Here is a 25,036-nt window from a genome sequence, read left to right as displayed (position 1 = left end):
TAGTTGCATGTAAATTTATTCACAATAACGGCATGTAACTGAATAGCAACAGGTATTACACGCTTACTCTGGGGAAAGCAGCAAACCGAAAAAGAAGCCTCAGCAATGCTGCCAAGGCTCCATAAGCGGGATTGCCGCTTCACCTCTCAAGCTGGTACATGAGACCAGTTGAATACCTGTTATTGGAGCGGATTTACGAGCAGGCTTAGCTCCGGATTATTTTCCAGCGCCTGGTTGCAATGCTCGCAAATGACTTTGACGGTCACTTCACCGCCCGAATTATACGCTATTATATCTCTACGTTCGGCAGGGGTCAAGGAATGGAAGCCCAACCTTTCTTCGGTTATTGCAGCGGAATCAATCCGTCCCAAGAAAGTTCGACAATGTCTGCATACATAATTCACAATCATGTAATGTATATGCCTCCTGAAAGTTTTCTATACCTTTCAGTATGTCCAACAAACTTCCATTTAAGCCCATCCTGCCTGTTCCAGACCTTACTTATTGAATTCAGCCATAGTCCGTTCAAAAGGATGATCCAAGCTGTATTCCAAAGCATCACACGTGTCCTCTATCATTCCAGCCAGCAATTCCTTCTCCTTCTTAGGAAAGGTTCCCAGAACGTAGTCCACAATGGCGTATCCAGGCTCAGGGCGGGAAATACCCATACGAACCCGATTAAAGGATTGTGTGCCGGTATGCTGGATAATCGACTTGATCCCGTTATGCCCGCCTGCACTACCTTGATACCGGAGTCTTATTTTGCCGACCTCTGTATCCAGATCATCGTAAACCACGACCAAATCATCCATATCCGCTTTGTAATAGTCCATATAAGCACGCAGAGACTCGCCCGAGAGATTCATATAGGTCATCGGCTTGATCAGCACGGTTTTTACTCCGCCAATATGTCCTTCTCCAATCAATGCCTTACATTTGCTTTGGTTAATCTGGATGTTATGACGGGCGGCCAGAGCATCCAGCGCCATAAATCCAACATTATGTCTCGTTTTTTCGTATTGGGGACCGGGGTTGCCCAATCCTACAATCCACTTCATAAACCGTGACACCCTCTTTCGAAGTCTTGATTTTTTGGTAAAATAGTTATACTGAACAGGAAGGTGCGTGCTGGTATGCTCAATCAGGGTGATATCCTCTTATATGACAGCCATTTTCTATATCATTTAAAACATTCGGTTCCTGTCCAAGTCTATGACGGGAATGTACATATCCAGATTGGCATCATTGCGCGTTTTAACGAGCATTTTGTCGAAATGGAAGACACGCTATACAATCGTCAGTGCTTCACGTTTATATCCAGACCGGGCTTTTAGCCTGACATGCTGATAGGGGTTACCTTTTCCAGTTGGAAGAGGCAACCCCTTTTTTTAATGAGCCAGCGCTTATTCGATTTCAAACAGTTTGCTGATTGACAATTCCTCATGCACACGGATAATAGCTTCTCCCATTAATGGGGCCACAGATAATACCTTCAGCTTGCTTGTCGGATTGGGGTGAACGATTGGAATGGTATCCGTCACGACCACCTCTTTTAACGGTGAATTCTCCAGTCTTTCCATAGCAGGCCCGGAGAGCACGGCATGCGTACAGCACGCATACACGTCCGTTACGCCGCCTTCCTTGAGCGCATTCGCGCCCAACACGATGGTTCCCGCTGTATCAATAATGTCATCAATCAGAATAGCAGTTTTACCCTCAATATTTCCGATGATGTTCATTACTTCACTTACGTTCGGTTCAGGACGACGTTTGTCGATAATAGCCAGCGGAGCATTCAGGAAATCCGCTAACTTCCGCGCACGCACAACACCACCGTGGTCAGGGGAAACGACAACCGGATTTTCAATTTGCTTCGAACGGAAATACTGGGCCAGAATTGGCGCGCCGAACATGTGATCCACCGGAATATCAAAGAATCCCTGAATTTGCATCGCATGCAAATCCATACTAATTACACGGTGAGCACCCGCTTTTTCAATCAGGTTAGCGACAAGCTTCGCCGTGATCGGATCACGCGAACGTGCTTTCCGATCCTGACGGGCATAGCCGTAATATGGCATAACGACATTAATGCTTTTGGCGGAAGCCCGCTTGAGTGCATCAATCATAACCAGTAACTCCATCAAGTTGTCGTTAACTGGCAGACAAGTCGACTGCACAATGTATACATGGCAACCACGCACACTTTCAGACAGCTTAATTTGAATTTCACCGTCACTAAACGATGTGGTATGGGATTCCCCCATTGGAATTCCGATATAGTCCGCAATCTGGTGGGCCAACTTCGGATTGGAGTTACAAGTAAATATTTTGAGTTTGGAATCGCAATAAGTCATTTATAGAAACCCTCCGTGCTGATTCATTCATTACAGATTCAACGGCTTGCTGATTAAGGTTATTCCGATCTTTTCTTCTTCGCTTTGGCACGCGCGCGGATTTTATCCGCATATCCGGCTTTGTTCTCTTGACGTGGTCTGGCAATAGCCAGATCGTTATCAGGGACAGCATGTGTTACGGTGGAGCCTGCTACGACATAAGCACCTTTTCCGATCTTAATCGGGGCGATCAGATTCACATTGCTGCCAATAAAGGCATCGTCTTCAATTTCTGTAATAGATTTATTATATCCATCATAATTAACCGTTATTGCCCCACAACCGATATTAACATTTGTACCTACCTTGGCATCACCGACATAGCTCAAATGAGACACCTTGGAATGATCACCAATAGTCGCATTTTTCACCTCAACAAAATCACCAATCTTCACATGCTCGCCCAGCTTCGCACCTGGACGCAGGTAGGCAAATGGACCCACAGATGTGCTGCTGCCCACTTCGGCTTCGTTCAACACCGAATGCCTCACCGTTGCGCCCGAATGAATCAGGGTGTCCTGAATTTCAGTCTGCGGACCAATCACACAATCTTCGCCGATTTGCGTTCGGCCGCGCAGCCATGTGTTCGGGTATAGCACGGTATCGGAGCCAATGACAACCTCACTCTCGATGTAGGTAGAGGACGGGTCAATGATGGTCACACCGTTCAGCATATGCTTGCGCACAATGCGTTCCTGCATGTATCCCTCAGCCACTGATAAAGCAACCCTGTCGTTCACACCGATGGATTCCGACATATCATCTGTTAAATATGCCTCAACCTTCTCGCCTTCGCCATGCAAAATACCAATGACATCTGTCAGGTAGTATTCCTGCTGTGCATTGGTGTTGGTTACTTTGTCCAACGCTGCGAACAGCTTGGCATTATCAAAGCAATACGTTCCCGTGTTGATTTCCCGAACAGCATCTTCCTCAGGTGAGCAATCCTTCTGCTCCACGATCTTGAGCACTGCTCCCGCAGCATCACGGATGACCCGGCCGTACCCCTTAGGGTCGTCCAGCTCAGCGGTCAGAATCGTTGCGGCAGCTCCCCGACTCTCATGTAGCTGCACCAAGCCCTCCAGCGTTTCCGCTGTGATCAAGGGGGTGTCTCCACAGATGACGATGGTCGTACCTTTCTCCTGACCGAGCAAGTCTTTGGCCTGCTTGACAGCATGCCCCGTTCCCAACTGCTCTGCCTGAAGCGCATATTCTGCCGACGGTCCCAAATAAGACTGTACCGCTTCCGCACCGTGACCCACGATCACCACACTGCGGGACACTCCGATTTCACGAACCGTGTCGAGTACATGACCGACCATCGGTTTCCCGCATACCGGATGCAGAACTTTATATAATTTGGATTTCATACGTTTTCCCTGCCCTGCGGCAAGAATGACTGCCAACCTTTCCAACAAGTCCAACCTCCTATCCTGAAAATAACAATTTCCCTTTGGCTAAAACGTTAATTTCCAGATCAGATTTTTCTTACCTTTTCACAATCCTCCTGAAAAATAACGGCGAACCTTTAGTTAATGGCTATTTTTTCAGGCCAGCTTGTGCTGGACATTCATCCCCCGGGACGCATTGCTGCTCGATCCCTGTCTTATGAAAAAGTCGCTTCGGCAGCCCGGATGGCTCCAAGTTGCCTTAAAACTGACTGTTAACTCATTAAAGAATATATCTCATTCCAGACAAAAAGAAAAGAGAGCCACAGTTTGTGGCCCTCTTTTTCTTTTGTACCCCAATCTTGCTTTAGGCGAATTAAGCGCCTTCTTCAATAGCTACTCCTTCATCCACCGCCGCGCGTTCGTACTCAGTAAGTACAGCAGCCTGGATCTTCTCCCGGGTTCCTGAAGATATCGGATGAGCGATATCGCGAAACTCTCCGTCCGGGGTGCGTTTGCTAGGCATAGCCACGAACATCCCGTTATTACCGTCGATAACCCGAATGTCATGAACAACAAACTCGTTATCAATCGTAATGGATGCAATCGCCTTCATTCTTCCTTCTGAGTTCACTCGGCGGAGTCTGACATCCGTAATCTGCATGTGTGTTTCACCACCTTTTTCCAAATAGGACTTGGTGTATACATTCCACACAGCATTTCGAATTCCTTCTTTTTTTGGACAAATGGTATCCTAAATTCAGGTAATTTTTTTGAAAAGATTTCTTTTCGACATATTTAGGTATTTTTTGATGAATTGTGACATTTTACTGACCTGTAGACTCATCAAAATAATTCCCCAGCTTGACTGTAATTTGCTTGCTTCGGGAATCGACCGTGGTCAGATTCGCCAGTGAAATATAATCGTGCAGCAAGCGCTCTTCGTTCTCCACCTCGCCCGATTCTACCAGCACACCTACTCCAGCTACCTCAGCATCAAATTCAGCCAGCAAGTCGACCATCCCCTGAATCGTACCGCCTGCCTTCATAAAATCATCCACGATGAGTACACGTGATTTCTCGCGCATAGCACGTCTGGACAATGACATCGTATGCAGGCTCTTTTGTGATCCTGAGACGTAATTAATACTCACTGCCGAGCCCTCCGTCACCTGATGGTCACGCCGTACGAGGACAACTGGCAAGTTTAGCTGTGCTCCGGTAGCATATGCAAGCGGAATGCCTTTGGTTTCCACCGTCATAACCACATCGATCTGTCTGTTGGCAAATGCAGTAGCGAATATTTTACCCGCCTCATTCATCATCGCCGGTTGGCCCAGCAGATCCGACAGATACAAATACCCTCCGGGTAAGATGCGATCCGGTTGCTCCAACTGAGCACACAGATCATTCGCAAATGTGAGCGCATGTTCCTTGGATAGTCTTGGGATCAGCTTAACGCCCCCTGCCGCTCCCGCCAACGTCAGAAGCTCACCAATACCTTCATCCTCAAATACTTCCTTGATAATGGCCAGGTCTTCGCTTATGGACGATTTAGCCGCCCCATAACGATCCGCAAAATGCGTAAGAGGCACCAGCGTATGCGGCCGTGACAGCAAAAATTGTGTCATTTCCACCAATCGTGAGCTTCTTTTAAGTTTTTTCACAACAATTCCTCGCGATCTATTCTTCTCCTGCCGCCCGCTTCGTACAGTAAAAGCACCGGCGGACTGGCCGGCTGCTGGCGGAATGTAAGTGATATAGTAAAATCCGAATATTTAATAGTAAATATATCATCTTCGTACGTATTTGTACAACAAATACCACTAAAATTAGAAATAAATAACCAAAATCAGGTCAAAAGTCGTACTGCGTATACATCCTTGCAAAATCCTCTGAGTCCGTTATAGATGCGCGGTACTTTGGCTTCCTTCGACACCAGCCCGAACACCGTAGGACCACTGCCTGACATCAGCACCCCATCCGCTCCCAGTCGGATCATGGAGTTTTTAAGATGCTCCACCTCCGGATGCAGCTTGAGTGTGACATCCTCCAGTACATTCCCGAGCGCATTACACACATCGGTAAAAGAAGCGTTAAGGATCGCTTGCTCCATCTGCCGGGCAGACGGATGATGCGTGATCTGATCCGCTTTGACGCGTCCGTACACTTCAGCCGTCGATACATTGATCGGCAGCTTCGCGAGAATCACCCAGCATTGGGGCGGGTTCGGAAGTGGCTTAAGCAATTCCCCGCGCCCGCTCGCTAAAGCTGTACCGCCTGTAATACAGAAGGGCACGTCAGAGCCAAGCTCTGCGCCCAGTACTCTTAATTCAGCATCCGAGATGCCAAGCTTCCACAGCTTGTTCAGCCCACGCAGCGCTGCCGCGGCATCACTGCTTCCGCCTGCCAATCCTGCGGCTACCGGGATATGCTTGTCCAGATGGATATGCACGCCCGTAGAGACATCATAACGTTCCTTAATCAGACGCGCGGCCTGAAAAGCCAGATTTTTCTCATCTAGCGGTATGTACCCGGCCTGGCTTGAAATAATAATCGTATCACGCGGTAGCTCAGACATCGTCAAACGATCGGACAGATCGACCATGGTCATAATCATTTCGACCTCGTGATACCCATCATCCCGCTTACGTAATACATCAAGCATTAAATTGATTTTCGCCGGTGCTTTTTCGTATATTTTCAAGGCGTTCACCCACCTTCAACTTTTCCCTCAAGACAGCTTAACATATTATATCAGACTCAGCCTGTCAAGTCATGAGGTTCAAAAAAGCGGAGATCACCCGGTATGAACCGGATATCCCCGCTTTTTCGTCAGCACCGCCGATGGCTACGATTTGCGGGAAGCTGCCTGCTCTGCAAGCTGAATGGCCCGCTTGACCATATTGCCCGCATCCTTGGCTTTAATGCCTCCCCAGCCCTCTTCCTTGACCGTATCGTAAAATCCAAGATCCTTGGCCAGCTCATACTTAAGCTCTTCCGACATGACACTTCGTCTTCTTCGACTCATGCATACGCCTCCTTCGGCAGTGGAATAAGGAAGATCATTCCCGCCTTAGTATGCGCAGAGACGCGATGCTTCATCCTGCCCTATAAATACAAAACGGCTTCGTCATTTGAACTGACGAAGCCGCCTTTAAACCTGCAAAGCCGGTATAGATTACATAAAATCAATTAAGGTGTGTCAAAATATTCGACACTTGTATGGGAGTCGGGATCATATACAGTAACTTCCACCGACTCAGTAAGAATGTCAGCATAGCTGTAGGAGACACGTTTGAACGTTTGTTGCTCCTGATCCAGCTTGACGATAAAAACAGAAGGGTACGTTTCTTCCAAGACACCAGTTCGTTCGACGGTCTTACGGCGTCCGCCGTTAGCCCGCAGCAAAATTTTTTGCCCTACATGTGCGTCGAGACTGCGTTTGATTTCCAACAGCGTATTTTTAGCCATTGCCTAACGACCACCTCTTTCCTTGTCCATTATAACGAATTTTAGAGACAATGTCAAATCAAGCTAAATATTATAGCAACACGAAAAATAATTTGTCAATTTAATTTTTTGCGAACAGGAATATGCGTATAAAAATGCCAAAAAGCCCCTGTAACCAGAGGCTTTTTATCCACGCAAATCCTATTCAACAGGTTTAAACCCTAGATTGCAGAAGGCGTTACTTTAAGAGTCGACAAATTTTCGAGCTTGGGCAGACCGATACGATAGCTTCCCCGGGTTTCGATACCGCCCACGCCACGGCTGCCACTGATCGTCTGATGAAACAAGTCACCCATGTTGACCGTATCACGAATCGACGTAAAGGCTGCCTTGGCAGCCACATATACCGGGTCCAGCGCGTGAATCAGAATGCGCCCTGGCGAACTGGCAAAATTCGCTCCTGCACGCAGCAGCGCTTCAAAATGGGACTGACATGCTCCCGCCACAATCGTCAGTGAATCCAGATGACGCTCATATTGTCTCGCTACCTGGATCGCCGCCACAAAATTTTGCGAATTTTTATAGCTTTTCAGGCTATATAAATCATACGGCTGCGGATGCTTCAATACCCCGTCGTGTCCGGTAATGACTACGATATCCGGGCGAATACGGGGAAGCAGCCGATACAACGTGTCGGCCATTGCTGATTCATGTACATGATGCCCCTCCGCAGGAACGCGGAGTTCCTCATATAGGCTGAGACATTTTCTCAAATAGCCGGCATCCCCATCCAGATGAAGTACCTTGCCGGGCATTTCAAAATACGTCGACTCCACCGGATCACTCCACTCCCCGATCAAAGCCGCCTGACTGCGGGCAGCTTGCTTCTGCCGTGCCTGCTGCAACAGATGGAGAGACTCATCCGCCTTAATATGTGCTTGCCGTGTCTTCCCGCTAATCTGGTCAGCAGGCACCTTGACCAGATCGTTCACGGGGGAATCGGCAAGCAGCCGAAATTCCGTCCCTTTAATGATCACTTTATCCCGCTGGATGTCCTCAACGCGAAACGTGACATCTCCGCCGTACGATTTTCGAACGACCAAGTCTCCTAAAATCATCACACTGTATCACCCCTCCCATATCGTATGGGTGAATGCACAGTTTGGTTCCTTATCCATGCTCAGGAGCTTATACAAGCCAGCCACAACCGTGCAAAGCGCAACCAGACGCCCTCTGACTGCTGCTAAGCGATCACTTGTGCGTCAGGTCAGGAAATCCCGGCTTCCAGCAACACAGCGCTCAGACGCGCAAATTCCTCGATGCTCAGCGTCTCGCCCCGACGGGAAGGCTCTATGCCTGCCTGAAGCAACAGCGGCTCCAGCGTGTCCCTGTTCTCTTTGGTAAAGAAGCGGCTTTTCAGGTTATTCGAAATGGTCTTGCGACGTTGAGCAAAGGAAGCATGAACGACTTCGAAGAAATGCTGCTCGTCCACCACCTCTACCGGAGGCACTTCCCGCACACGCAGACGGATGACCGCCGATTCTACATTCGGCTGAGGAATAAACACCGTATTCGGTACGATGCAGACCAGTTCAGGCTCGCTATAATATTGCACTGCAATACTCAAACTGCCGTAGTCTTTCGTCCCAGGAGACGCAGCCATACGCTCAGCCACTTCCTTTTGGATCATGACGACGATATTCTCCAGAGGGAGCTTGTCCTCCAGCAGCCTCATCAGAATCGGTGTAGTGACGTAGTACGGCAGATTAGCGACGACGCTCACTTTACTGACCCCGGCAAAATCGGAAGCGAATACCTCGCGCAAATCCAGCTTCAGCACATCTCCGTGGCGTACCTTCACATGCTCATAAGGGGCCAGTACCTCTTCGAGAATAGGTAAGAGCCGCTGGTCAATCTCGACAGCAGTAACTACCTTGGCTGATTGCGCCAGCTTCTCAGTCAAAGCGCCAATCCCCGGACCGATCTCAAGTGCACCCTTCGTATCGTCCAATCCCGCAGCATTCACGATCTTGTTCAGAATATTTTGATCAATCAGAAAATTTTGTCCCAAACTCTTTTTGAACGAAAACCCGTGCCGCTGAATAATCTCCTTCGTGCGCCGCGGTGTTGCTATATCTTGAATCCCTGTCATACGGATATCACAATCCTTCACTTTCAATTTGTGTCAGCGCACCGGCAAATTCCTCACGGCTGATCTGGAACACAGCGAGCCGTTTATGTAGCTGCTTACCGTTACAATAACCAATCCCCAGCACATTACCCAAAGCCATACGCCGTGCAGCAGCATTGGGGTCGGTGATAAGTCCGGCGTCAATCAGATCGGCCCAATCGATTAGAGGATCAGCCCCTTCTACCGTCGTATGCACCCGTGCGAGAGCGTGTCTGATCGCTTCAGGCGAGGCATTCTCTACGCCAATATCCCCTTTGCGCGTCGCTTCCGCTTCTGGTATAAAGGCCTGCTTGCAACCGGGCACCTTGGAGGCGATAATTTTGCGGATGCGCTCCCCTGCATGATCGGGATCGGTCAAAATAATGACACCCCGCCGCTCCTGTGCCAACGCAATTTTGCGCAACGTCATTTTATTGATGGCGGAGCCGCCCGTTTCTATCGTATCCGCCTCGACAGCACGGCGAATAGCCACCGTATCATCCCGACCCTCTACTACGATCACTTCCTTGATCATTTGCGTCTCCCTCCACTACTACACAGTCAGCTATATTCATCTTTCCCTACTTTTGAAAACAAAATAAGAAGAGGATATCCTCTTCTTAGCATGGCATAACTATGATGTTAATAGTATCGCATTGACCCAAACATATACAACACGTTTTTAGTTCATTTCAGGCTTCACTGGTCCAATCACATATACGGTTTTTCCGTGCTTCCGACCAAACTGATTGGCTTGACTCAAACTCTCATAATACACATCGATTTTGTGGCCTTTAATCGCGCCACCGGTATCCTCCGCACGGCGGAAGCCCACCCCTTCAATATATACCCACCAGCCGATTGGAATCACACTCGGATCGACAGCGATGGTGCGTCCTTCCGTGACACGCGTGCCGGATGCGGTACGTGTACCGATCCCTGGCTCCTGTGACGAATACGCCGTCATGGAGACGTTTTGTAATACTTTGTTATATTTGAAATTCACACCTGCTTTACGGACAGCATTGTCCGAACTAACCCGTGTTGCCTTAACGGCATCTTCAGGACCGACGGAAGCAGCCAGAACGACCGGCTTTTTCTTCGTTCCTACCGCAATCACCTTATCCACACGATTCTGTGCGACTTCCTTGTTTACCAGCTGCTTGGATACCAATTTTCCGTCATGGTATACCTTTTGAACATGCTGGACCACAACACCCGTTTTACCGCTTTGGATGACCCGATTATCACCTTTATAGAGACTTGGATCGGCCGTTTTGATGACCTGATAAGGTACCTGTTGCTTCTGTTCGACCTGCTGTTTCTTCACACGGATGATTTTTATGTCCATGTTAGACGAAACAGAAGCATCCAGAGCAGGGTAAACTTTATCATTTGACGATAATTTATAGCCCGAGGTGCGAATGGCACCCTCTACTGTATTTTCTGTTGTGTACAATTTTTTCGTCTCGTTGGCTAAGGATACTTTGACCTGATTGGCATGTTTGATAACTACGCGATCCCCATCCTGAACTGCTCCGTTCAGCGGCATCGAAACCGTATCATGCGGCTGAAGTGAAATCGAATGCTCTTTGAGCAAATCTTGGAGCTGGGATTCCCGGGTTTCTACCGCAGATGCCTTACCGTCGATGACAAAAAAGACCTGTTTTTTAGATTGAGTGTACACCAGAATTGAAATCATAATCGTTAGTGCGATTAGAAAAATAGCAACCAAAGCAGCCTGGCGCACATTTTCTTGCTTCCAACGCAATACGTAAGACATGCTGGATGAGCGTGACTCATGGGTCTCCTGTTTTTGGAAAATTCCCATTTCCTCCGTCCTCCTTACATAGCCCGCCGTCTGGAGTAAGACATAGTTGAGATTGACGTGACTATAACAGATTTTCTACAAGACAAGCCCGTACTGCGACTGTCCTGCACCATGTACCCGTCTTCGCGGCATGCTGTCCTCCCCTGTTTAATCACAGTATGATGACAGATTTTCTTTTATTCACAACAAAAAAAGCCAAAGAAAGAGACTAGAGAGCTCTTTCGTGGCTTCCGACATGTGCGAATATGCGGAAAAATCATGCACGAGATGGCTTCTCTCTTGTTACGCTTACGGGGTTAGCTGTCGGGTTCGGACGTAGAGAGACGCCCTAGCTTGGGTCAACCGCTCATGGCGGTCGCCTTCACATTCACCCCGAAGACCCAGAAAGAAATCGAAATACGGCCCCTCCACCTGTTCAATCCCATCCGGGAAAGGAATCTAGGTCGAGCCGGCTGGCGGAAGAGACGTTCCCTTCTTGCCCATACACCGGACGTACTGTAAGCCATATCGGTTCCCCCGTTCCCTGTAAAAGGGACTCAGCGAGACTGGTTCATGAAATGAGCTGTTGGTGTTTACATTCAAACAACAATTCACTGAAAAGATGATATCCTGTTTCTATGCATGTTGTAAAGCAGGTTTCAAGTACATTTTCTACAATATTAGGTTAAAATATTGTAATATTCTCGAGTTTCCTGCAACAAATTCATGATTAGCTTCGTCTATCTCATTATTTTGATTGATTTCTTCACTTTTTTACTTAATGTCAAATCGTTCCAAGGCATTTTGGGTCGTTATTGACACTAATTCCTCCACCGCTAATCCCTTGATTTGGGCAGCCGCCTCTGCGACCAGTCCCACATGTGCGGACTCATTTCGCTTCCCGCGGAACGGATGCGGTGTCAGGTAGGGCGCATCCGTTTCAATGAGCAGACGGTCCAGCGGCACCTGTGCCAGTACCTCCTTTGGCTGCTTGGCATTTTTGAACGTTATCGGCCCGCCAAAGGAGAGGTGAAAGCCCATATCCAGCACCATTTTAGCCGTCTCCCAGCTCCCGGAAAAGGAGTGCATCACTCCGCCTACCTCACTCGCTTTTTCTTCACGCAAAATCTTAACAATATCTTCATGCGCATCCCGGTTATGGATGACAATAGGCATGTTCAGCTCACGAGCCAGTCCAATCTGGTTGCGTAGCACCCGATGCTGTACATCCTTCGGCGACGTGTCCCAATAATAATCCAGGCCAATCTCTCCGATCGCCACGACTTTTTTATGACTGCATAACGATGCAATCCATTCCAGATCCCCCTCCTGCATCGTGATCGCATCCTGTGGATGCCATCCAATTGCCGCATAAATAAAATCATACGTTTCGGCCAATTTCATGGTAGACGGAATGGTCTCACGGTTAAATCCGATATTAATCATGCGGGTCACTCCCGATTCGACAGCGCGTGCTATAACTTCTTCGCGGTCTTCGTCAAATTGCGGCGCATCCAAATGAGTGTGAGTGTCGAATAAATTCAAGTTTTTTTGTCTCCTTTATTACTTTATTTGGCATATAATTGTCTATTGTTTGACAAAATAATTCCTTATTTCGGCAGGAAGCTTGTCCTTTACCCCATCCAATTTGTTTTGGGGATAATACATGTGATATTTTCCCCGGTGAATGCCGCTAATGGAGCGCACAATTTCCGACACTTCGGAAATTTCTCTCACTTCTCCTTTACGTCCCAGCAGTAAAATCTGGTTGTCCGTCGAACCACCCTGCCGAAACACATCATAAGGAAGATCCGTCGGAAAATCAATTTCCAGATCATATTCCGGATGCAGACCAGCCAGCTCCAGCGCTGTCCGAATGTTGTCAATGGTATCTGTATCCATATTTTCGATCTCTACATATTTATACAGCTTGCGATCCATAAAACGGGTACTCAAATCACTTAAAATCTCGTCCTTTTCCCGTTTCCACTGACTGAACACTGTCTGAATCAAAGACTCATCGAGCATCAAATATTGTTCCACCGTAAGCTCTCCCCGAAAGAGGTCTGGCAATGGCTCCAGCAGAAAACTAAACTCATATCCGTTTCTAAATAGCTCCTTCGCCCGCTTGAAAATTTTACGTAATAAAATTTCCGAGCTGCGCGTCACAGGGTGAAAATAAATTTGCCAATACATCTGATAGCGCGACATCAGATAATCCTCTACAGCATGCATGCCTGACTCCTTCACAACAATTCTTCCATTATGAGGACGCAGCAGCCGTAAAATACGATCCAGATCTATGGTGCCATAATTGACGCCTGTTGAGTGCGCATCCCGCAGCAAATAATCCATACGGTCCGCATCCAGTGGGCTTGTGACCAGGTTTACGACAATCGGCTTGTCGTACGTTTTGGCAATTACTGCAGCCACCTTCGCAGGAAGCTCCTCATCGACTTGCCGCAGCACAGCGTTAATCTCTGTATTCCCCAATACAATCCGGCATGTCCAATCCTCGTGATTCATATGAAAGGCTTCTTCTATAGAATGGGAAAACGGGCCATGCCCCACATCATGCAACAAAGCTGCACACAATGCGACTAAACTTTCTTCCTTCGGCCAATCGGAAAATTCATCGCGTTCAAATTGGGAAATAATACGCCGTGTAATTTCGTACACACCTAGCGAATGCGAAAAACGACTATGCTCCGCTCCATGAAACGTAAGATAAGATGTACCCAACTGCCGAATACGACGCAAGCGTTGGAACTCTGGAGTATTGATCAAACGCCATATCACTGTATCCTGAACATGGATATAGTTATGTACCGGGTCCTTAAAAACTTTTTCTTCACTGAGTGGCTGGTGCAAGATATCAACTCCTTTAATATTCTGAATAATGGATTAAGATACAATAAAATCCTAAACGATTCCCTTCATTCGACATTGTTTGTCGTAATATGTCGAATTATAGATTTTCGGCATTTCCAAATCGACAAATGGCTTAAATCATCAATAAAATAAGGTAATGCACACGCATCATGCTCTTTATTCTAAATACTTTTGCATAATTAATCTGTTAGCTCATTTTTAAGGTTGACTGTTTTGGGAATCGTTGGTATAGTAAATATCAGAAAAGAGAAAAATTTGTCGAATCATGACACTTATATTATTTTGAACGGCGAGAGGAGCCTGATTTATTATGATGAAATCCACTGGTATTGTAAGAAAAGTTGACGAGCTCGGACGTGTTGTTATTCCAATCGAATTGCGCCGCACATTGGGTATTGGCGAAAAAGACGCTTTGGAAATTTATGTTGATGGCGAACGCATTATGCTCAAAAAATACGAGCCTGCTTGTATCTTCTGCGGCAACGCCGAGAACGTAATTTACTTCAAAGGAAAAATTGTTTGCCAAGATTGCATCTCAGAAATTCCAACACCTGTGACAAACTAAGATTTTTAGTATATAATAGACTTATAAGAGATTGTTAATTCTAACCTTTTTCATATATACTCCTTGTTGCCTTCCACGGTTTGAACCCAACCGTTGGAAGGCCCTTTTTTTGTTTCGGGAAGTTTTCATAAAAGCGCGTTATATACATCCCTTTTGGAAATGGAGCGGTCGGTAGCTGTACACTTCATAGCGTCCTTGCGTGTCAGCCCTTCTGTCTCATAATGCGCAACGTGGGCCTCCAAAGATAAGGACTGCCACCATGCCTGTCGCTCCTCTTCCTCTTCTGCTTCGTTTTTCCCTTCAACTACCAGGCAATATTCACCAAGCGGTGGATGCTCCTCCAGTCTGGCAAGGCATTGCTCCGCCGTTCCTCGTATCCATTCCTCATGCAGCTTGGTCAACTCACGTGCAAGCACCACTCTGCGTTCCCCCAGTGTTTCCTTCAATACCGTCAATGTCCGTGCAATACGATGAGGCGATTCATAAAACAGGATCGTGCCGTGAGATACCTGAAATGACTGTAGCAGCTTCTCCAGATCCTTTTTCTCCCGTGGAGGGAATCCGGCAAATGTAAATCTTTCCGTATTCAGTCCGGAGGCAATCAAAGCTGATAAGGCTGCGTTCGCCCCAGGAATAGGAATAACGCTAATTCCCACTTCCAACGCCAGCTTGACCAGATCCGAACCCGGGTCCGAAATGGCCGGCAGACCTGCATCGCTAACCAATGCTAAATTTTTTCCCTCCATTATATAACGTATCAGCTCAGGCCCACTGGCAGCTTTATTATGTTCATGATAGCTGAATAGCATTTCCGGCGTGATGTCAAAATGTGTGAGCAGTTTGCGCGTCTGCCGCGTGTCCTCCGCCGCTATAATACTGCACGATTTTAAGGTGTTAATCGCCCTAAAGGTCATATCGTCCAGATTACCAATCGGTGTTGCAACGAGATACAGCTTACCCCGTTCTTCTCCGCTGGTTATAAAACTTTTTTGCACCGCTGCCTTCACAGTAAATCCCCCTTGCTTACTTCTCCATAGATATCCCTTATTTCCTGAGTATAATTCCCATTCTCCTGATATACAATGAGCGGGGGCAAGAGACGAACCTCCGGCTTACCATCACATAGCGCCTCGATGAGCACCATATTCGCCTCCATATGAGCTCGTGGGTGGACAAACCGAATCCGTTTCGGCTCCAATCTGTTGGCACGCATCAGTGTTATAATCTCACCTAGCCGTTGCGGGCGATGAACCATCGACACTTTTCCACCATTACGGACAAGCCGTGTACACGCCTGAATGACCTCTTCCAGTGTACAATGCACCTCATGGCGCGCAATCGCCTGATGAGGGTTTAACTTGATATCACTGCCGTTTAGCGGCATATAGGGGGGATTTACCGTAATTGCATCATATACACCATGCCCCGTGATTTGAACCAGCTCGCGCAGATCCCCTTCCCGAATCTGAATCGCTGCCTCCAGTCCATTTAGGGTGACGCTGCGTCTAGCCATATCAGCCAAGCGCGGTTGGATCTCAATTCCTTCGATAGCCGCTTTAGTTCGTGTCGTTAGCAGCAGGGGGACGACCCCGTTGCCTGTACACAGATCCAAAATCTTTCCACGCTGCGGAATACCAGCAAACCGTGCCAGCAAAACCGCATCCATGGAAAAGCTGAACACCTCATCACTTTGGATAATACGCAAATTGTGTGACAATAGATCGTCAATTCGTTCAGACTTCTGTTCATTTTCGTACATAGCGGTCTCCCATCCTTTTACCCCAAATCGTTCTGAAACCATACTTCCTTACAAAAAAGCCGTAGGCACCTTGCTCCTACGGCTTGTTTTTATTTATTCAAAAATGACAGACAGAAAAGGCAATCGCCTTCCGTTCGCAAATGTCCGTAATACACGTTGCATATATGAAATCCTTCATGATACAGCCTTGCCAGATTGTCGTGGCCTTCGCCCACAACCTCACCCGTTTCCTCTTCATCCTTAATGACGATCGGAGGAGAAAGTTTCGGCCTTTTTGCCGTCTTTTCTTCTCTGGAGGTTTCACGTTTGAGCATCTTGCGCACCTGTTCGTTTTCAATCGTTAGTCGTTGATTTTCCTCCAGCAGCTCTTTTACTGCCAGTTTCAATTCACCCAGATCGCTATGCAACTGTCCCATTTGGGTTTCCATTTCGTGAATACGCGCAAAAACATTTAATTTATCCAAGTTTCCACCCCGAAGCAACCTAATGGTTTACTTGACGACTACATCGTCCATTGGAAGTTCCTTGACCTTGCTAATCTCAAACAGTTGAACATGCACTGTACGATGGCCAGCATTTACGCCTACAACTTTGCCTTCTCCGAGAGAGGTGACGACCATCTTGCCAACCTGCGGCAATTCTTCCCTCATACTCTCGTAGTTATCATGTTCGAACTTGAGACAGCACATCAATCTTCCACACAACCCGGAAATCTTCGTCGGATTCAGCGACAAGCTCTGATCCTTCGCCATCTTAATGGATACCGGTTCAAAATCTCCCAGCCATGAAGAGCAACACAGGATACGTCCGCAAGGACCGATCCCGCCCAGCATTTTAGCCTCATCCCGTACTCCGATCTGCCGCAGCTCAATCCGTGTACGAAAAATACTGGCTAAATCCTTTACAAGCTCCCGAAAATCCACGCGGCCCTCTGCCGTAAAATAAAAAATGATCTTATTGCGGTCAAATGTAAATTCCACGTCTACCAGCTTCATTTTAAGGCCATGGTCTTTGATTTTATTTAAACACGTACCGAATGCATCCTTGGCCGCCAGTTTATTCTCTTCTACAACAAGAGCATCATCATCTCCGGCAATACGGATGACTTTCTTTAAGGGCAGGACAACGTCCGAATCATTTACTTCTTTTTTGCCCACCACAACCTTGCCATATTCAATACCGCGTGCGGTTTCTACAATAACGCAGTTTTCTTTCTCCACCGGAAGGTCCAGTGGATCAAAATAATAAGTCTTGCCCGCCTTCTTGAAACGGACACCCACTACACTATACAAAAATTAACCCCCTTGTATGCCACTAAACCTCATTTGAAGCCGACATGTACGAATGGCCGCAATTGAAGTCTCACTGTCGCACAAACCGGGAACCTGGCGTCGCGGATTGTGCAGAGTGGAACAAGCGCGCCTTTCTGTTAGCCGGTGATGGAACCGCTTGTATCGGACAACCCAATCAGAAGCTGCTCTACGCACAATTGACCATTGACGTGAAAACGGAGCTTCTTCCTGCAATTCGCGGCCAAATCCATATAAGAGACCCATTGTTCTGTGCTGCGGGTGATTGCCAATTTGGAGACGGACTCCAAATGATCTATGAAAACAATGCTTTCGTGCCTTCCGTAACGGAAATGAAGCATATCCTTGAACCACAAATGAAACAGATGAAACAGAATATCCAGGTGTTCAGAAAGTCCAGTTTTAAAAATCTTCTGTTGAGCGAGAATAATGGACGAGCTTCCCCGACTCATGGACTCCTTCACTAATTGTAACACTACGTTTCTAATTTCTGCAAACCAATTCTGCTGGAGAATTTCTCTACATGATTCCAGTCCCGAGGCAATATGAACCGCCGACCGGACAAGTCCTGCCGTATAGCCTTCCCCGATCAAGGCCTGCATCATCACTTCAGGCTGTAAAGCATGAAAAGGAACCTGCTGCGTACGTGATTGGATCGTGGGCAGCAATGCCTGTCCATTTTCCGAAATGAGTATGCCCACCACAGGCACTTGAGGTTCCTCCAAAAATTTAAGCAGGCTGTTTGCAGCTTGCACTGTCATGGTATCCGCCTGCTGGATAATATATACCTTCGGATTGGCACTTTCCGATTTATAAGAGAATATGCGCTGAAGTCCGCGAATCTGGTCAATTTTGATCGTAGCTCCATCCGGCTCTACGATAAACAGATCCGGGTGATTGCCGTGCTCTACCTTACGGCAGGACAGACACTCGCCACATGCATCATCCGTCATTCGTTCACAAAATAATGCCTTGGCAAAGGTCTGCGCCATCTTGATCTGTCCGCTTCCCGGCGGTCCGCTAAATACATAGGCATGGTTGACCGCCTCATTCCGAAGTGCGCTTTGCAGCATTTTTTTAGCTATATCCTGCCCCATTATATTTTGGAAAGACATATTTCCTCACCTTCTCTCCTGAAAGCAACTGTTATCTATCAGCAAATAGTTGTCCTTCAGGGCAGCTTTGCTGCTATTATCCCATATTTCCAACCGTTGCCTACCTGAATATAGTCAAAAATAATCTGCCAGCATCATCAGCAAGCAGATTATTCCTTCGTGGCGACAGCCCGTTTGTATTCGTTTATGGCAGAAGTCTACATTTAAAACGAGAGATTAATCAGCAGCCCTCTAATTTCACCGACTCCTTGCAAAAGCTCAATCTTGCCTTGCTCAGTTTCGAGCAGATCATCTGCCATCTTGAGCAACAGCTCATCCACTTCATCAATCAGCTTATACCGCTTGCTGCGTCCCCGGCGATCCCAGCCCTTTGTGTCCTTCATCGACACGCCGCGCCGAACCGTATCCTCCAGAAACCGTTTAACCAGCATTTTATAAGCCTTCAGCTCACGAATCGTCATCGAGCGTGCCAGACGGTCTCCCTGCATCTGAATTTCCTTGAAGCGACGGTTTAGTTCCTCCTGCGATGCCTGCTGCCCATTTTGCTGCATAACATCGGAAAAGCTCTTGGACTGGATGGGCTTCGCATTCATTTCATTAGTAGACAACGTACTCTGTAAAGGGCGATAGCCCGGATTTATTTTCATATAAACCTGCTTTCCCCCCGAATACTTCCGCTTTTTCCCTTCATAAACAGTTCAACATGGAACTGAGGGAAACCAGCGGACTTCCAGGGACCGCGCCTTGGCGCTACCGTTATAGTGGATCTGTTCCTTACTCCCATGATACGGGCAAGAAACAGGTAATTCCCCTATCATATCGGCAGAATAGGTCCTATTGTGTAGATTCAGAAGTGCTCAAAACGGTCTACAGGCATCACGAACACCGTCGCTCCACCCACCTGTACTTCAACAGGCAAAGGCAGATAGGAGTCCGTCGTCCCGCTCATAGGGGTAACGGGTGTGACTAGCTGTTCACGTACCTTGCAACTGCTGCGAATGACATTCATCAACGAGTCCACCTGATTGTCATCGACACCGATCATAAACGTCGTATTCCCTGCTCGCAAAAATCCGCCTGTACTCGCCAGCTTGGTAGCACGGAAATTAGCTTTCACCAGTCCGCTGGATAATCTGTTACTATCCTTATCCTGCACAATCGCAATAATCAGCTTCATCCTGTATTCCTCCTTTAAGCCATATTAGGAACAAGCTAGTCCCTAGCTCAATTTTACCGTATATCCTTCGACAATTACATGCTAAAGTTTTGAATTAATCGCTTTTTTCAGCAAATCCTTTAAAACTTGCTCTACCTGCTCCGTTGCGGGAGATGCATCCACAATCGTAATTCGCTCCGGAAATTTGTGGGCCAGCTCCAGATACGCCTCACGTACCTTGTGGTGAAAGGATATGCTTTCCATATCAAGGCGATCCATTCCCTCTCCCCGGGATGCATTAATTCTGGCCAATCCCAACTCAGGCTCGATATCCAGATAAAATGTAGCATCCGGCTCCCAATCATCTACCGCAAAACGATTAATCGAAGCCACTTCCTCAATTCCAATGCCTCTCGCAAATCCCTGATAGACCAAGCTGCTATCCACAAAACGATCACATAATACGATAGCTCCCTTTTCAATAGCCGGCTTTACCTTCTCCACCAGATGCTGACGCCGGGCTGCCGCATATAGAAGCGCCTCTGTCCGGGCATCCATACTTGTATGGGCAGGGTCCAAAATGATAGAGCGGATCTTTTCCGAAATTTCGATACCACCCGGTTCTCTCGTCGTAATAACTGGATAGCCTTCTTCCTCCATAAACTTAGCCAGCCGTTGGATCATCGTTGTTTTACCGGAGCCGTCTCCCCCCTCCAGCGTAATAAAAATTCCTTTGCGATTCATGCCATTCCCTGCTTTCCAGCCTGAAAAATAAGAGTCACCTACAGGCTCGTATGCTTCTTTTATTCAGTCTTTTTATTGGTTAAGTCTCCAACATCTAATCTTTATTTTAAACGGAATACCCGAATTGTAAGCAACCTATCATCTGCTGCCCCTTGCCATTTGGCTCCCAGCTCACGGAGACGTCTCATTCGTTTAACTATTGATTCCGTGATTGTTTCTCCTGCATATAACAGTGGAATACCTGGAGGATATGGGATAATCATTTCCGCAGCCACCCTGCCCGCAGAGTCCTCAACAGCTACTACCTCCATCTGATCCAGTTTAACCGGTTGAAGCCCAAACTGCACCGGACTAGAATAAACCATCGCACCATCATTGTTCCACGTGGAAAAATCTAAATCCAGTCCACATTGCTCCTTCTGCATAGAACCCGGCCCACCAGCCGTCTCCTTAAACCGTATATCATCATTTATATGCACAAGAGCCTGCAACAGGTGATTAGCATCTTTAATCATGGAGCCTAACGTAAACAATAAAACAACATGTTTTTCGTCACTCATCTCCGGAATACAGCCATACGCTTCCAACTCACGCTTTAAGCCAAAGCCATCCAGTACACCAAATGTATCATACAACACCATTTTAAAAGGGTCATGGATCGAATATCCGTCTGCTTCTCCCTCATCCCTCTCCAAGCGCTCAGAAATGCCCTCTTGGGCTTCATTCTCCTGATGTGCTAGCTGAATAGGCTCTACGAGTCGAAAGCGTGGAAGCTGCTTCAGACCTTTTCTAAAAGCATCTGCTGCCGCCAAACCTTCCGTAAAGGCATTCGTCCCGTGAACCGCAATATGCCGCCTTGCCAAATCCAGAGAAGCCATTAACGGGTATGAAGGGCTGGAGCTTTGCACCATTGCTAATCGCTGACGAAGCAGCTCCCGGTTAATCCATCCTCCCTGCACGTGTAGCATGGCCCCCATAGTCATGGCTGGTAGCATCTTATGTGTCGATTGAACGACCACATCAGCCCCACAGGACAAAGCAGAAGCCGGCAAACGGGGATGCAGGCCGTAATGGGCACCATGCGCCTCATCTACCAGCAGGGGCACATGGGCCGCATGACAAGCCTTAGCTGTCGCTGTCAGGTCATGTCCCATCCCGTAGTAGTTAGGCATGGTAATCAGTACACCTTTGGCGGAAGGATAGGCTTTTAATGCGGTCTGTATCGTATCCGCCGATGGAGCAACCGCAAGCCCGCTGGTCGTATCTATTTTCGGCTCCAGAAATACCGCAGAAGCCCCAGACAGCATAAGACCATTCAGGACTGACTTGTGTACGTTTCTCTGTACCAGCAGTAAATCCCCCGGTTTCGTACACACGGTCAAAATCATTGCCAAATTACCGACTGTACTTCCTCCAATCAGCCAAAAGCTTTCCTCTGCACCAAAGCACATCGCCGCCAGCTCCTGGCCCTCACGGATCACATCCTCAGGGTGATGCAAATCGTCCAGTCCGGTAATTTCGGTCGCATCAATAGACATTACTTCTTTCAAGAGAGATGCAATATCTTCATTTTCATATACTTGTCCATTTTTGTGGCCAGGCACATGATAAGAAGCATTGTCCTGAGCCCGGTAACGTAATAGAGCTTCCATTAATGGTGCGTGTGAAGCCTTTTTCCCCATCATTCTGCAATCCTTCCGAAACAAAGCTTTATATCTACCCTATTTTATCGTAAAATCAAGCGGAATCCTACTTTTACTCACAGAAAAAAAAGCCCGTACCGACAGGCCCTGGAATACTAACCCTTTAAAGACTAGCTGACAAAGGATATTATGCATTTTTCTGTACCCAAATTTGCTTTAGTTGATCAATAAAAAAATGATATTTGGCGTCTGTCGCATCCGTGCGCACCATTTCAGCCTCACACACATCACAGATAAACTCGGAAACGATAAAGATGCCTTCATGCTTGTGTTGTCCGCATATAATGCAGCGGTGGCCGCCTTGATCATGCATATCCATCCCACCCTTGTATCTTTTACTATTAGTATGGGGCACTTTCTACTATTTTAAACCCTTTCATAGCCCAGATCGACGATATACTCTATATATATTCCATGTGAGCCCTTATGGTGTTTGTACCGACATGTTTAAAAAACAGCCTTCTATGCCGATATAATAAGAAAAGCTCCTACATATGGATACCCTTTCATTGGAGCCGTTGCATACTTCATTCGTAATAGCTTTTCCCTGTAATTATAGAAGAGGTTGGCTCACACGAGAAGCCGATCATTCTATAGCCTTACCCAAGCGATTTAGTGCTTGTCAGAGCCGCATGAGCGCAGCACCGTCCCTTTTTCCGGCTGTGGGCGGTCGAGAAGCCACTTGTGATGCAGTAGATTAATGAAAGGACTGTTTGCATGACAGAGGAAACCGGAACCAAAGCTACCTACTATCACTACAAGCTCATTAAAAAAATCAGTATTCCGCGTCAGCTGATATGGAGTCACATCTCGTTGCCTGTTATTATGCTTCTTTTCCTGCTTCTTGCCTTTTCATGGACCAGCCTGTTTTTGTTTGCTTTAGCTTTTTTCCTGACCTTATGGGTACACTTCGTGATCTCCCGATCTGTACTGTTCATAAGCAAAACAGCCTTCCGCAAGCGCTGGGCTTTTCACCGCAAGCTGCCTTGGCTGGGCTATATGACAGACCAGTACATAGGCTACGGCCTCTTTCGCCGTGTGCATATACATACGCTATGGATCGGCATCTGCTTGTCCGCTGTATTCATTCTCTGGTCTCCGCCAGCCTTTACTGTATCCTTGCTCTTTTGGCATCTGTGGCTTATTGCGCCGCGCCTATACATCCTGAGCCGTCTTACAGGCGAAAGGAAAGACGGCATGTTGAAGTTCACCGACGAAGATGCCTCGTATTATCAGCAGTAGACTAGCCATTCATCTATTCATATAGATAGAAGCTTATACCCGATCTGGCATATATCCATGAGCTAGAACCCCATATCAAAAAAGGAGCAACCCCATAAGGTTGTTCCTTTTTATTCCCCTCACCATTCCACACTACCATCTTTAACACTCTCGTTGGATTGTCTAACCCTTATTCTTTATCCTACCCTTAGCTCCGAGCCAATCTGATATGCCAATATAAAAAAGGAAGCCCCATCTACTTAACAGCAGTTTTGAGTGCTTCCTGATATCCAGCTTTATTATTCATTATGCACAGCATCTATCTGCTACATTTGAGGTCGTTTGTGACTTACTTAAACAACCCCCTATGTCCGCAACCCCAGTATCCAGTGGGGAACCGTAACATCATCAATTAAGGTCCACACTTTTGCTTTTCGCAGCAGCTTTACCATCCTTCGGGACCAATACAGTAAAAGAACCATCATGCACAGATAAGTGCACCATATGTTTATTTTTCAGGAATACTTTCTGATTAAAGGTCGATAGATTCGGTTCTTCTGTCCAGCCCCAGGCTGCAATTTCCTCCAGATAGGGGGCTGGCAAGCTATCACTTTCCTTCAAAGCCGGTAAAGCATAGCGTACATAGTCCATATCCGAGTTGCTGCTGGCCCGATCGGTTTTACTCGCTTCTTTAGGGACCGGAAACGTTTTTTCATTCGCTGCCCCCTCAAACGATGTCCAAGAAGGCTCCTCTGTCCCGCACCCGGTAAGAATCGCGACAGCGACACTGAATAGCACCAAAAGAGCAAGCCATTTATTTCGCCGCATGATCTTCCCTCCTTACCAGCTTGATTCACTATACAAACCCTATTCGAGAATTTGCATAATTCTGCAAGAACGCAGCGCGTGTATATGGGATTCAGTACCTATATTATACCGGGTTTCCTCTAACATTCCGTAACAAAAATGTTACCTTCTTTTTGTAAGAACATTTCTAAAATATACGTACCAAAAAAAGAACCACAATCTCAAGGAGATCATGGTCCTTCTTCCTTTTGCTTGGCGACGTCCTACTCTCCCAGGACCCTGCGGTCCAAGTACCATCGGCGCTGGAGGGCTTAACGGTCGTGTTCGGGATGGGTACGTGTGGAACCCCTCCGCTATCGCCACCAAACATGAATTTACATCGTAAATTCGCCTATACGTATGTATCTTCTACATACCTTCAAGGTGTTACACCCTGAAAACTGGATCCGAAACTCCATTGCATTTTATTCTTAGGATAAGCCCTCGACCGATTAGTATTGGTCAGCTCCATGCATTACTGCACTTCCACCCCCAACCTATCTACCTC

The 25,036-nt window shown here is 47.2% G+C and carries 29 protein-coding genes, 1 rRNA gene and 1 riboswitch; of the genes, 3 read left to right on the top strand and 27 right to left on the bottom strand.

Annotated features, from left to right (window positions below; genetic code table 11):
• Window positions 1–179 precede the first annotated feature (179 nt).
• Entirely contained in the window at window positions 180–410 is a 231-nt protein-coding gene (locus E0698_RS18820) for an anti-sigma-F factor Fin family protein (protein ID WP_025682476.1), read from the bottom strand.
• Between the two features lie 87 nt (window positions 411–497).
• A complete protein-coding gene (gene pth, locus E0698_RS18815; RefSeq protein WP_134911738.1) occupies window positions 498–1,058 on the bottom strand; it encodes an aminoacyl-tRNA hydrolase in 561 nt (186 codons plus the stop codon).
• A gap of 75 nt (window positions 1,059–1,133) precedes the next feature.
• Here pth and E0698_RS18810 point away from each other — a divergent pair, with 75 nt between their 5' ends.
• A complete protein-coding gene (locus E0698_RS18810; protein WP_134911739.1) occupies window positions 1,134–1,334 on the top strand; it encodes a hypothetical protein in 201 nt (66 codons plus the stop codon).
• Between the two features lie 69 nt (window positions 1,335–1,403).
• Here the strand turns inward: E0698_RS18810 and E0698_RS18805 are convergent, their stop codons facing one another.
• The 13 genes from E0698_RS18805 to E0698_RS18745 all read right to left on the bottom strand — a co-directional run bounded on the left by E0698_RS18805 (window position 1,404) and on the right by E0698_RS18745 (window position 14,088).
• Entirely contained in the window at window positions 1,404–2,357 is a 954-nt protein-coding gene (locus E0698_RS18805; protein WP_014279037.1) for a ribose-phosphate diphosphokinase, read from the bottom strand.
• A gap of 59 nt (window positions 2,358–2,416) precedes the next feature.
• Entirely contained in the window at window positions 2,417–3,814 is a 1,398-nt protein-coding gene (gene glmU / locus E0698_RS18800) for a bifunctional UDP-N-acetylglucosamine diphosphorylase/glucosamine-1-phosphate N-acetyltransferase GlmU (RefSeq protein WP_192512556.1), read from the bottom strand.
• A 346-nt stretch (window positions 3,815–4,160) separates the two neighbouring features.
• A complete protein-coding gene (spoVG, locus tag E0698_RS18795; RefSeq protein ID WP_134911741.1) occupies window positions 4,161–4,448 on the bottom strand; it encodes a septation regulator SpoVG in 288 nt (95 codons plus the stop codon).
• A gap of 163 nt (window positions 4,449–4,611) precedes the next feature.
• Window positions 4,612–5,451: a pur operon repressor gene (gene purR, locus E0698_RS18790; RefSeq protein ID WP_134911742.1), complete on the bottom strand. Its 840-nt coding sequence runs from the start codon at window positions 5,449–5,451 to the stop codon at window positions 4,612–4,614.
• Between the two features lie 185 nt (window positions 5,452–5,636).
• Entirely contained in the window at window positions 5,637–6,491 is an 855-nt protein-coding gene (gene ispE / locus E0698_RS18785) for a 4-(cytidine 5'-diphospho)-2-C-methyl-D-erythritol kinase (protein WP_134911743.1), read from the bottom strand.
• A gap of 144 nt (window positions 6,492–6,635) precedes the next feature.
• Window positions 6,636–6,815: a small, acid-soluble spore protein, alpha/beta type gene (locus tag E0698_RS18780; protein ID WP_007428013.1), complete on the bottom strand. Its 180-nt coding sequence runs from the start codon at window positions 6,813–6,815 to the stop codon at window positions 6,636–6,638.
• 164 nt (window positions 6,816–6,979) lie between these two features.
• Complete coding sequence (veg, locus tag E0698_RS18775; RefSeq protein ID WP_014279033.1) at window positions 6,980–7,258, bottom strand: biofilm formation stimulator Veg; 279 nt, start codon at window positions 7,256–7,258, stop codon at window positions 6,980–6,982.
• A gap of 200 nt (window positions 7,259–7,458) precedes the next feature.
• Entirely contained in the window at window positions 7,459–8,355 is an 897-nt protein-coding gene (gene yabG / locus E0698_RS18770; RefSeq protein ID WP_134914525.1) for a sporulation peptidase YabG, read from the bottom strand.
• 149 nt (window positions 8,356–8,504) lie between these two features.
• Window positions 8,505–9,389 carry a 16S rRNA (adenine(1518)-N(6)/adenine(1519)-N(6))-dimethyltransferase RsmA gene (gene rsmA / locus E0698_RS18765; RefSeq protein WP_025682467.1) on the bottom strand — a complete coding sequence of 295 codons (885 nt, stop codon included), beginning with the start codon at window positions 9,387–9,389 and terminating at the stop codon, window positions 8,505–8,507.
• Between the two features lie 7 nt (window positions 9,390–9,396).
• Entirely contained in the window at window positions 9,397–9,942 is a 546-nt protein-coding gene (gene rnmV / locus E0698_RS18760; protein ID WP_192512555.1) for a ribonuclease M5, read from the bottom strand.
• Window positions 9,943–10,089: 147 nt separating this feature from the next.
• Entirely contained in the window at window positions 10,090–11,238 is a 1,149-nt protein-coding gene (locus tag E0698_RS18755) for a 3D domain-containing protein (protein WP_192512554.1), read from the bottom strand.
• A gap of 269 nt (window positions 11,239–11,507) precedes the next feature.
• Window positions 11,508–11,790: riboswitch (cyclic di-AMP (ydaO/yuaA leader) on the bottom strand.
• Between the two features lie 201 nt (window positions 11,791–11,991).
• Window positions 11,992–12,762 (bottom strand): TatD family hydrolase, encoded by a 771-nt coding sequence (locus E0698_RS18750; protein ID WP_192512553.1) that lies wholly within the window; start codon window positions 12,760–12,762, stop codon window positions 11,992–11,994.
• 42 nt (window positions 12,763–12,804) lie between these two features.
• Complete coding sequence (locus E0698_RS18745; RefSeq protein ID WP_192512552.1) at window positions 12,805–14,088, bottom strand: HD domain-containing protein; 1,284 nt, start codon at window positions 14,086–14,088, stop codon at window positions 12,805–12,807.
• A gap of 331 nt (window positions 14,089–14,419) precedes the next feature.
• Between E0698_RS18745 and E0698_RS18740 the strand changes: the two genes are divergently transcribed.
• Window positions 14,420–14,674, top strand: coding sequence for an AbrB/MazE/SpoVT family DNA-binding domain-containing protein (locus E0698_RS18740; protein WP_007428005.1), 255 nt, complete (start codon window positions 14,420–14,422; stop codon window positions 14,672–14,674).
• A gap of 125 nt (window positions 14,675–14,799) precedes the next feature.
• Here the strand turns inward: E0698_RS18740 and rsmI are convergent, their stop codons facing one another.
• From rsmI to E0698_RS18690, 10 genes are all read right to left on the bottom strand, one after another.
• Window positions 14,800–15,681 (bottom strand): 16S rRNA (cytidine(1402)-2'-O)-methyltransferase, encoded by an 882-nt coding sequence (gene rsmI / locus E0698_RS18735; protein ID WP_192512551.1) that lies wholly within the window; start codon window positions 15,679–15,681, stop codon window positions 14,800–14,802.
• Window positions 15,678–16,433, bottom strand: coding sequence for a tRNA1(Val) (adenine(37)-N6)-methyltransferase (locus tag E0698_RS18730; RefSeq protein WP_192512550.1), 756 nt, complete (start codon window positions 16,431–16,433; stop codon window positions 15,678–15,680). Before E0698_RS18730 ends, rsmI begins: the two co-directional genes overlap by 4 nt.
• 89 nt (window positions 16,434–16,522) lie before the next feature.
• Window positions 16,523–16,897, bottom strand: a complete 375-nt coding sequence (yabA, locus tag E0698_RS18725; RefSeq protein WP_014279024.1) for a DNA replication initiation control protein YabA — start codon at window positions 16,895–16,897, stop codon at window positions 16,523–16,525.
• A gap of 27 nt (window positions 16,898–16,924) precedes the next feature.
• A complete protein-coding gene (locus E0698_RS18720; RefSeq protein ID WP_134911749.1) occupies window positions 16,925–17,725 on the bottom strand; it encodes a PSP1 domain-containing protein in 801 nt (266 codons plus the stop codon).
• Window positions 17,726–17,862: 137 nt separating this feature from the next.
• Complete coding sequence (gene holB / locus E0698_RS18715) at window positions 17,863–18,858, bottom strand: DNA polymerase III subunit delta' (RefSeq protein WP_192512549.1); 996 nt, start codon at window positions 18,856–18,858, stop codon at window positions 17,863–17,865.
• Window positions 18,859–19,061: 203 nt separating this feature from the next.
• Window positions 19,062–19,505, bottom strand: a complete 444-nt coding sequence (locus E0698_RS18710; protein ID WP_044646021.1) for a YaaR family protein — start codon at window positions 19,503–19,505, stop codon at window positions 19,062–19,064.
• A gap of 200 nt (window positions 19,506–19,705) precedes the next feature.
• Window positions 19,706–20,035 (bottom strand): cyclic-di-AMP receptor, encoded by a 330-nt coding sequence (locus tag E0698_RS18705; RefSeq protein WP_007427998.1) that lies wholly within the window; start codon window positions 20,033–20,035, stop codon window positions 19,706–19,708.
• A gap of 81 nt (window positions 20,036–20,116) precedes the next feature.
• Window positions 20,117–20,758 carry a dTMP kinase gene (gene tmk, locus E0698_RS18700; RefSeq protein ID WP_192512548.1) on the bottom strand — a complete coding sequence of 214 codons (642 nt, stop codon included), beginning with the start codon at window positions 20,756–20,758 and terminating at the stop codon, window positions 20,117–20,119.
• Between the two features lie 101 nt (window positions 20,759–20,859).
• The gene (locus E0698_RS18695) at window positions 20,860–22,443 is read right to left on the bottom strand and encodes an aminotransferase class I/II-fold pyridoxal phosphate-dependent enzyme (RefSeq protein ID WP_192512547.1); all 1,584 of its coding nucleotides are present in this window, start codon (window positions 22,441–22,443) and stop codon (window positions 20,860–20,862) included.
• A 145-nt stretch (window positions 22,444–22,588) separates the two neighbouring features.
• The gene (locus E0698_RS18690; protein ID WP_149096303.1) at window positions 22,589–22,774 is read right to left on the bottom strand and encodes a sigma factor G inhibitor Gin; all 186 of its coding nucleotides are present in this window, start codon (window positions 22,772–22,774) and stop codon (window positions 22,589–22,591) included.
• Window positions 22,775–23,178: 404 nt separating this feature from the next.
• Between E0698_RS18690 and E0698_RS18685 the strand changes: the two genes are divergently transcribed.
• Window positions 23,179–23,703 (top strand): hypothetical protein, encoded by a 525-nt coding sequence (locus tag E0698_RS18685; protein ID WP_025682456.1) that lies wholly within the window; start codon window positions 23,179–23,181, stop codon window positions 23,701–23,703.
• 387 nt (window positions 23,704–24,090) lie between these two features.
• Here E0698_RS18685 and E0698_RS18680 read toward each other — a convergent pair whose 3' ends face one another.
• Window positions 24,091–24,510 (bottom strand): hypothetical protein, encoded by a 420-nt coding sequence (locus E0698_RS18680; protein ID WP_025682455.1) that lies wholly within the window; start codon window positions 24,508–24,510, stop codon window positions 24,091–24,093.
• A gap of 229 nt (window positions 24,511–24,739) precedes the next feature.
• A 5S ribosomal RNA gene (gene rrf / locus E0698_RS18675) occupies window positions 24,740–24,856 on the bottom strand.
• Between the last annotated feature and the right edge of the window lie 180 nt (window positions 24,857–25,036).

Source organism: Paenibacillus sp. 23TSA30-6 (genome assembly GCF_014858585.1).
Classification (GTDB): Bacteria; Bacillota; Bacilli; order Paenibacillales; family Paenibacillaceae; genus Paenibacillus.
Note: the sequence above shows the minus strand (reverse complement) of the source record. Positions and strands in the feature narration are given on the sequence as shown.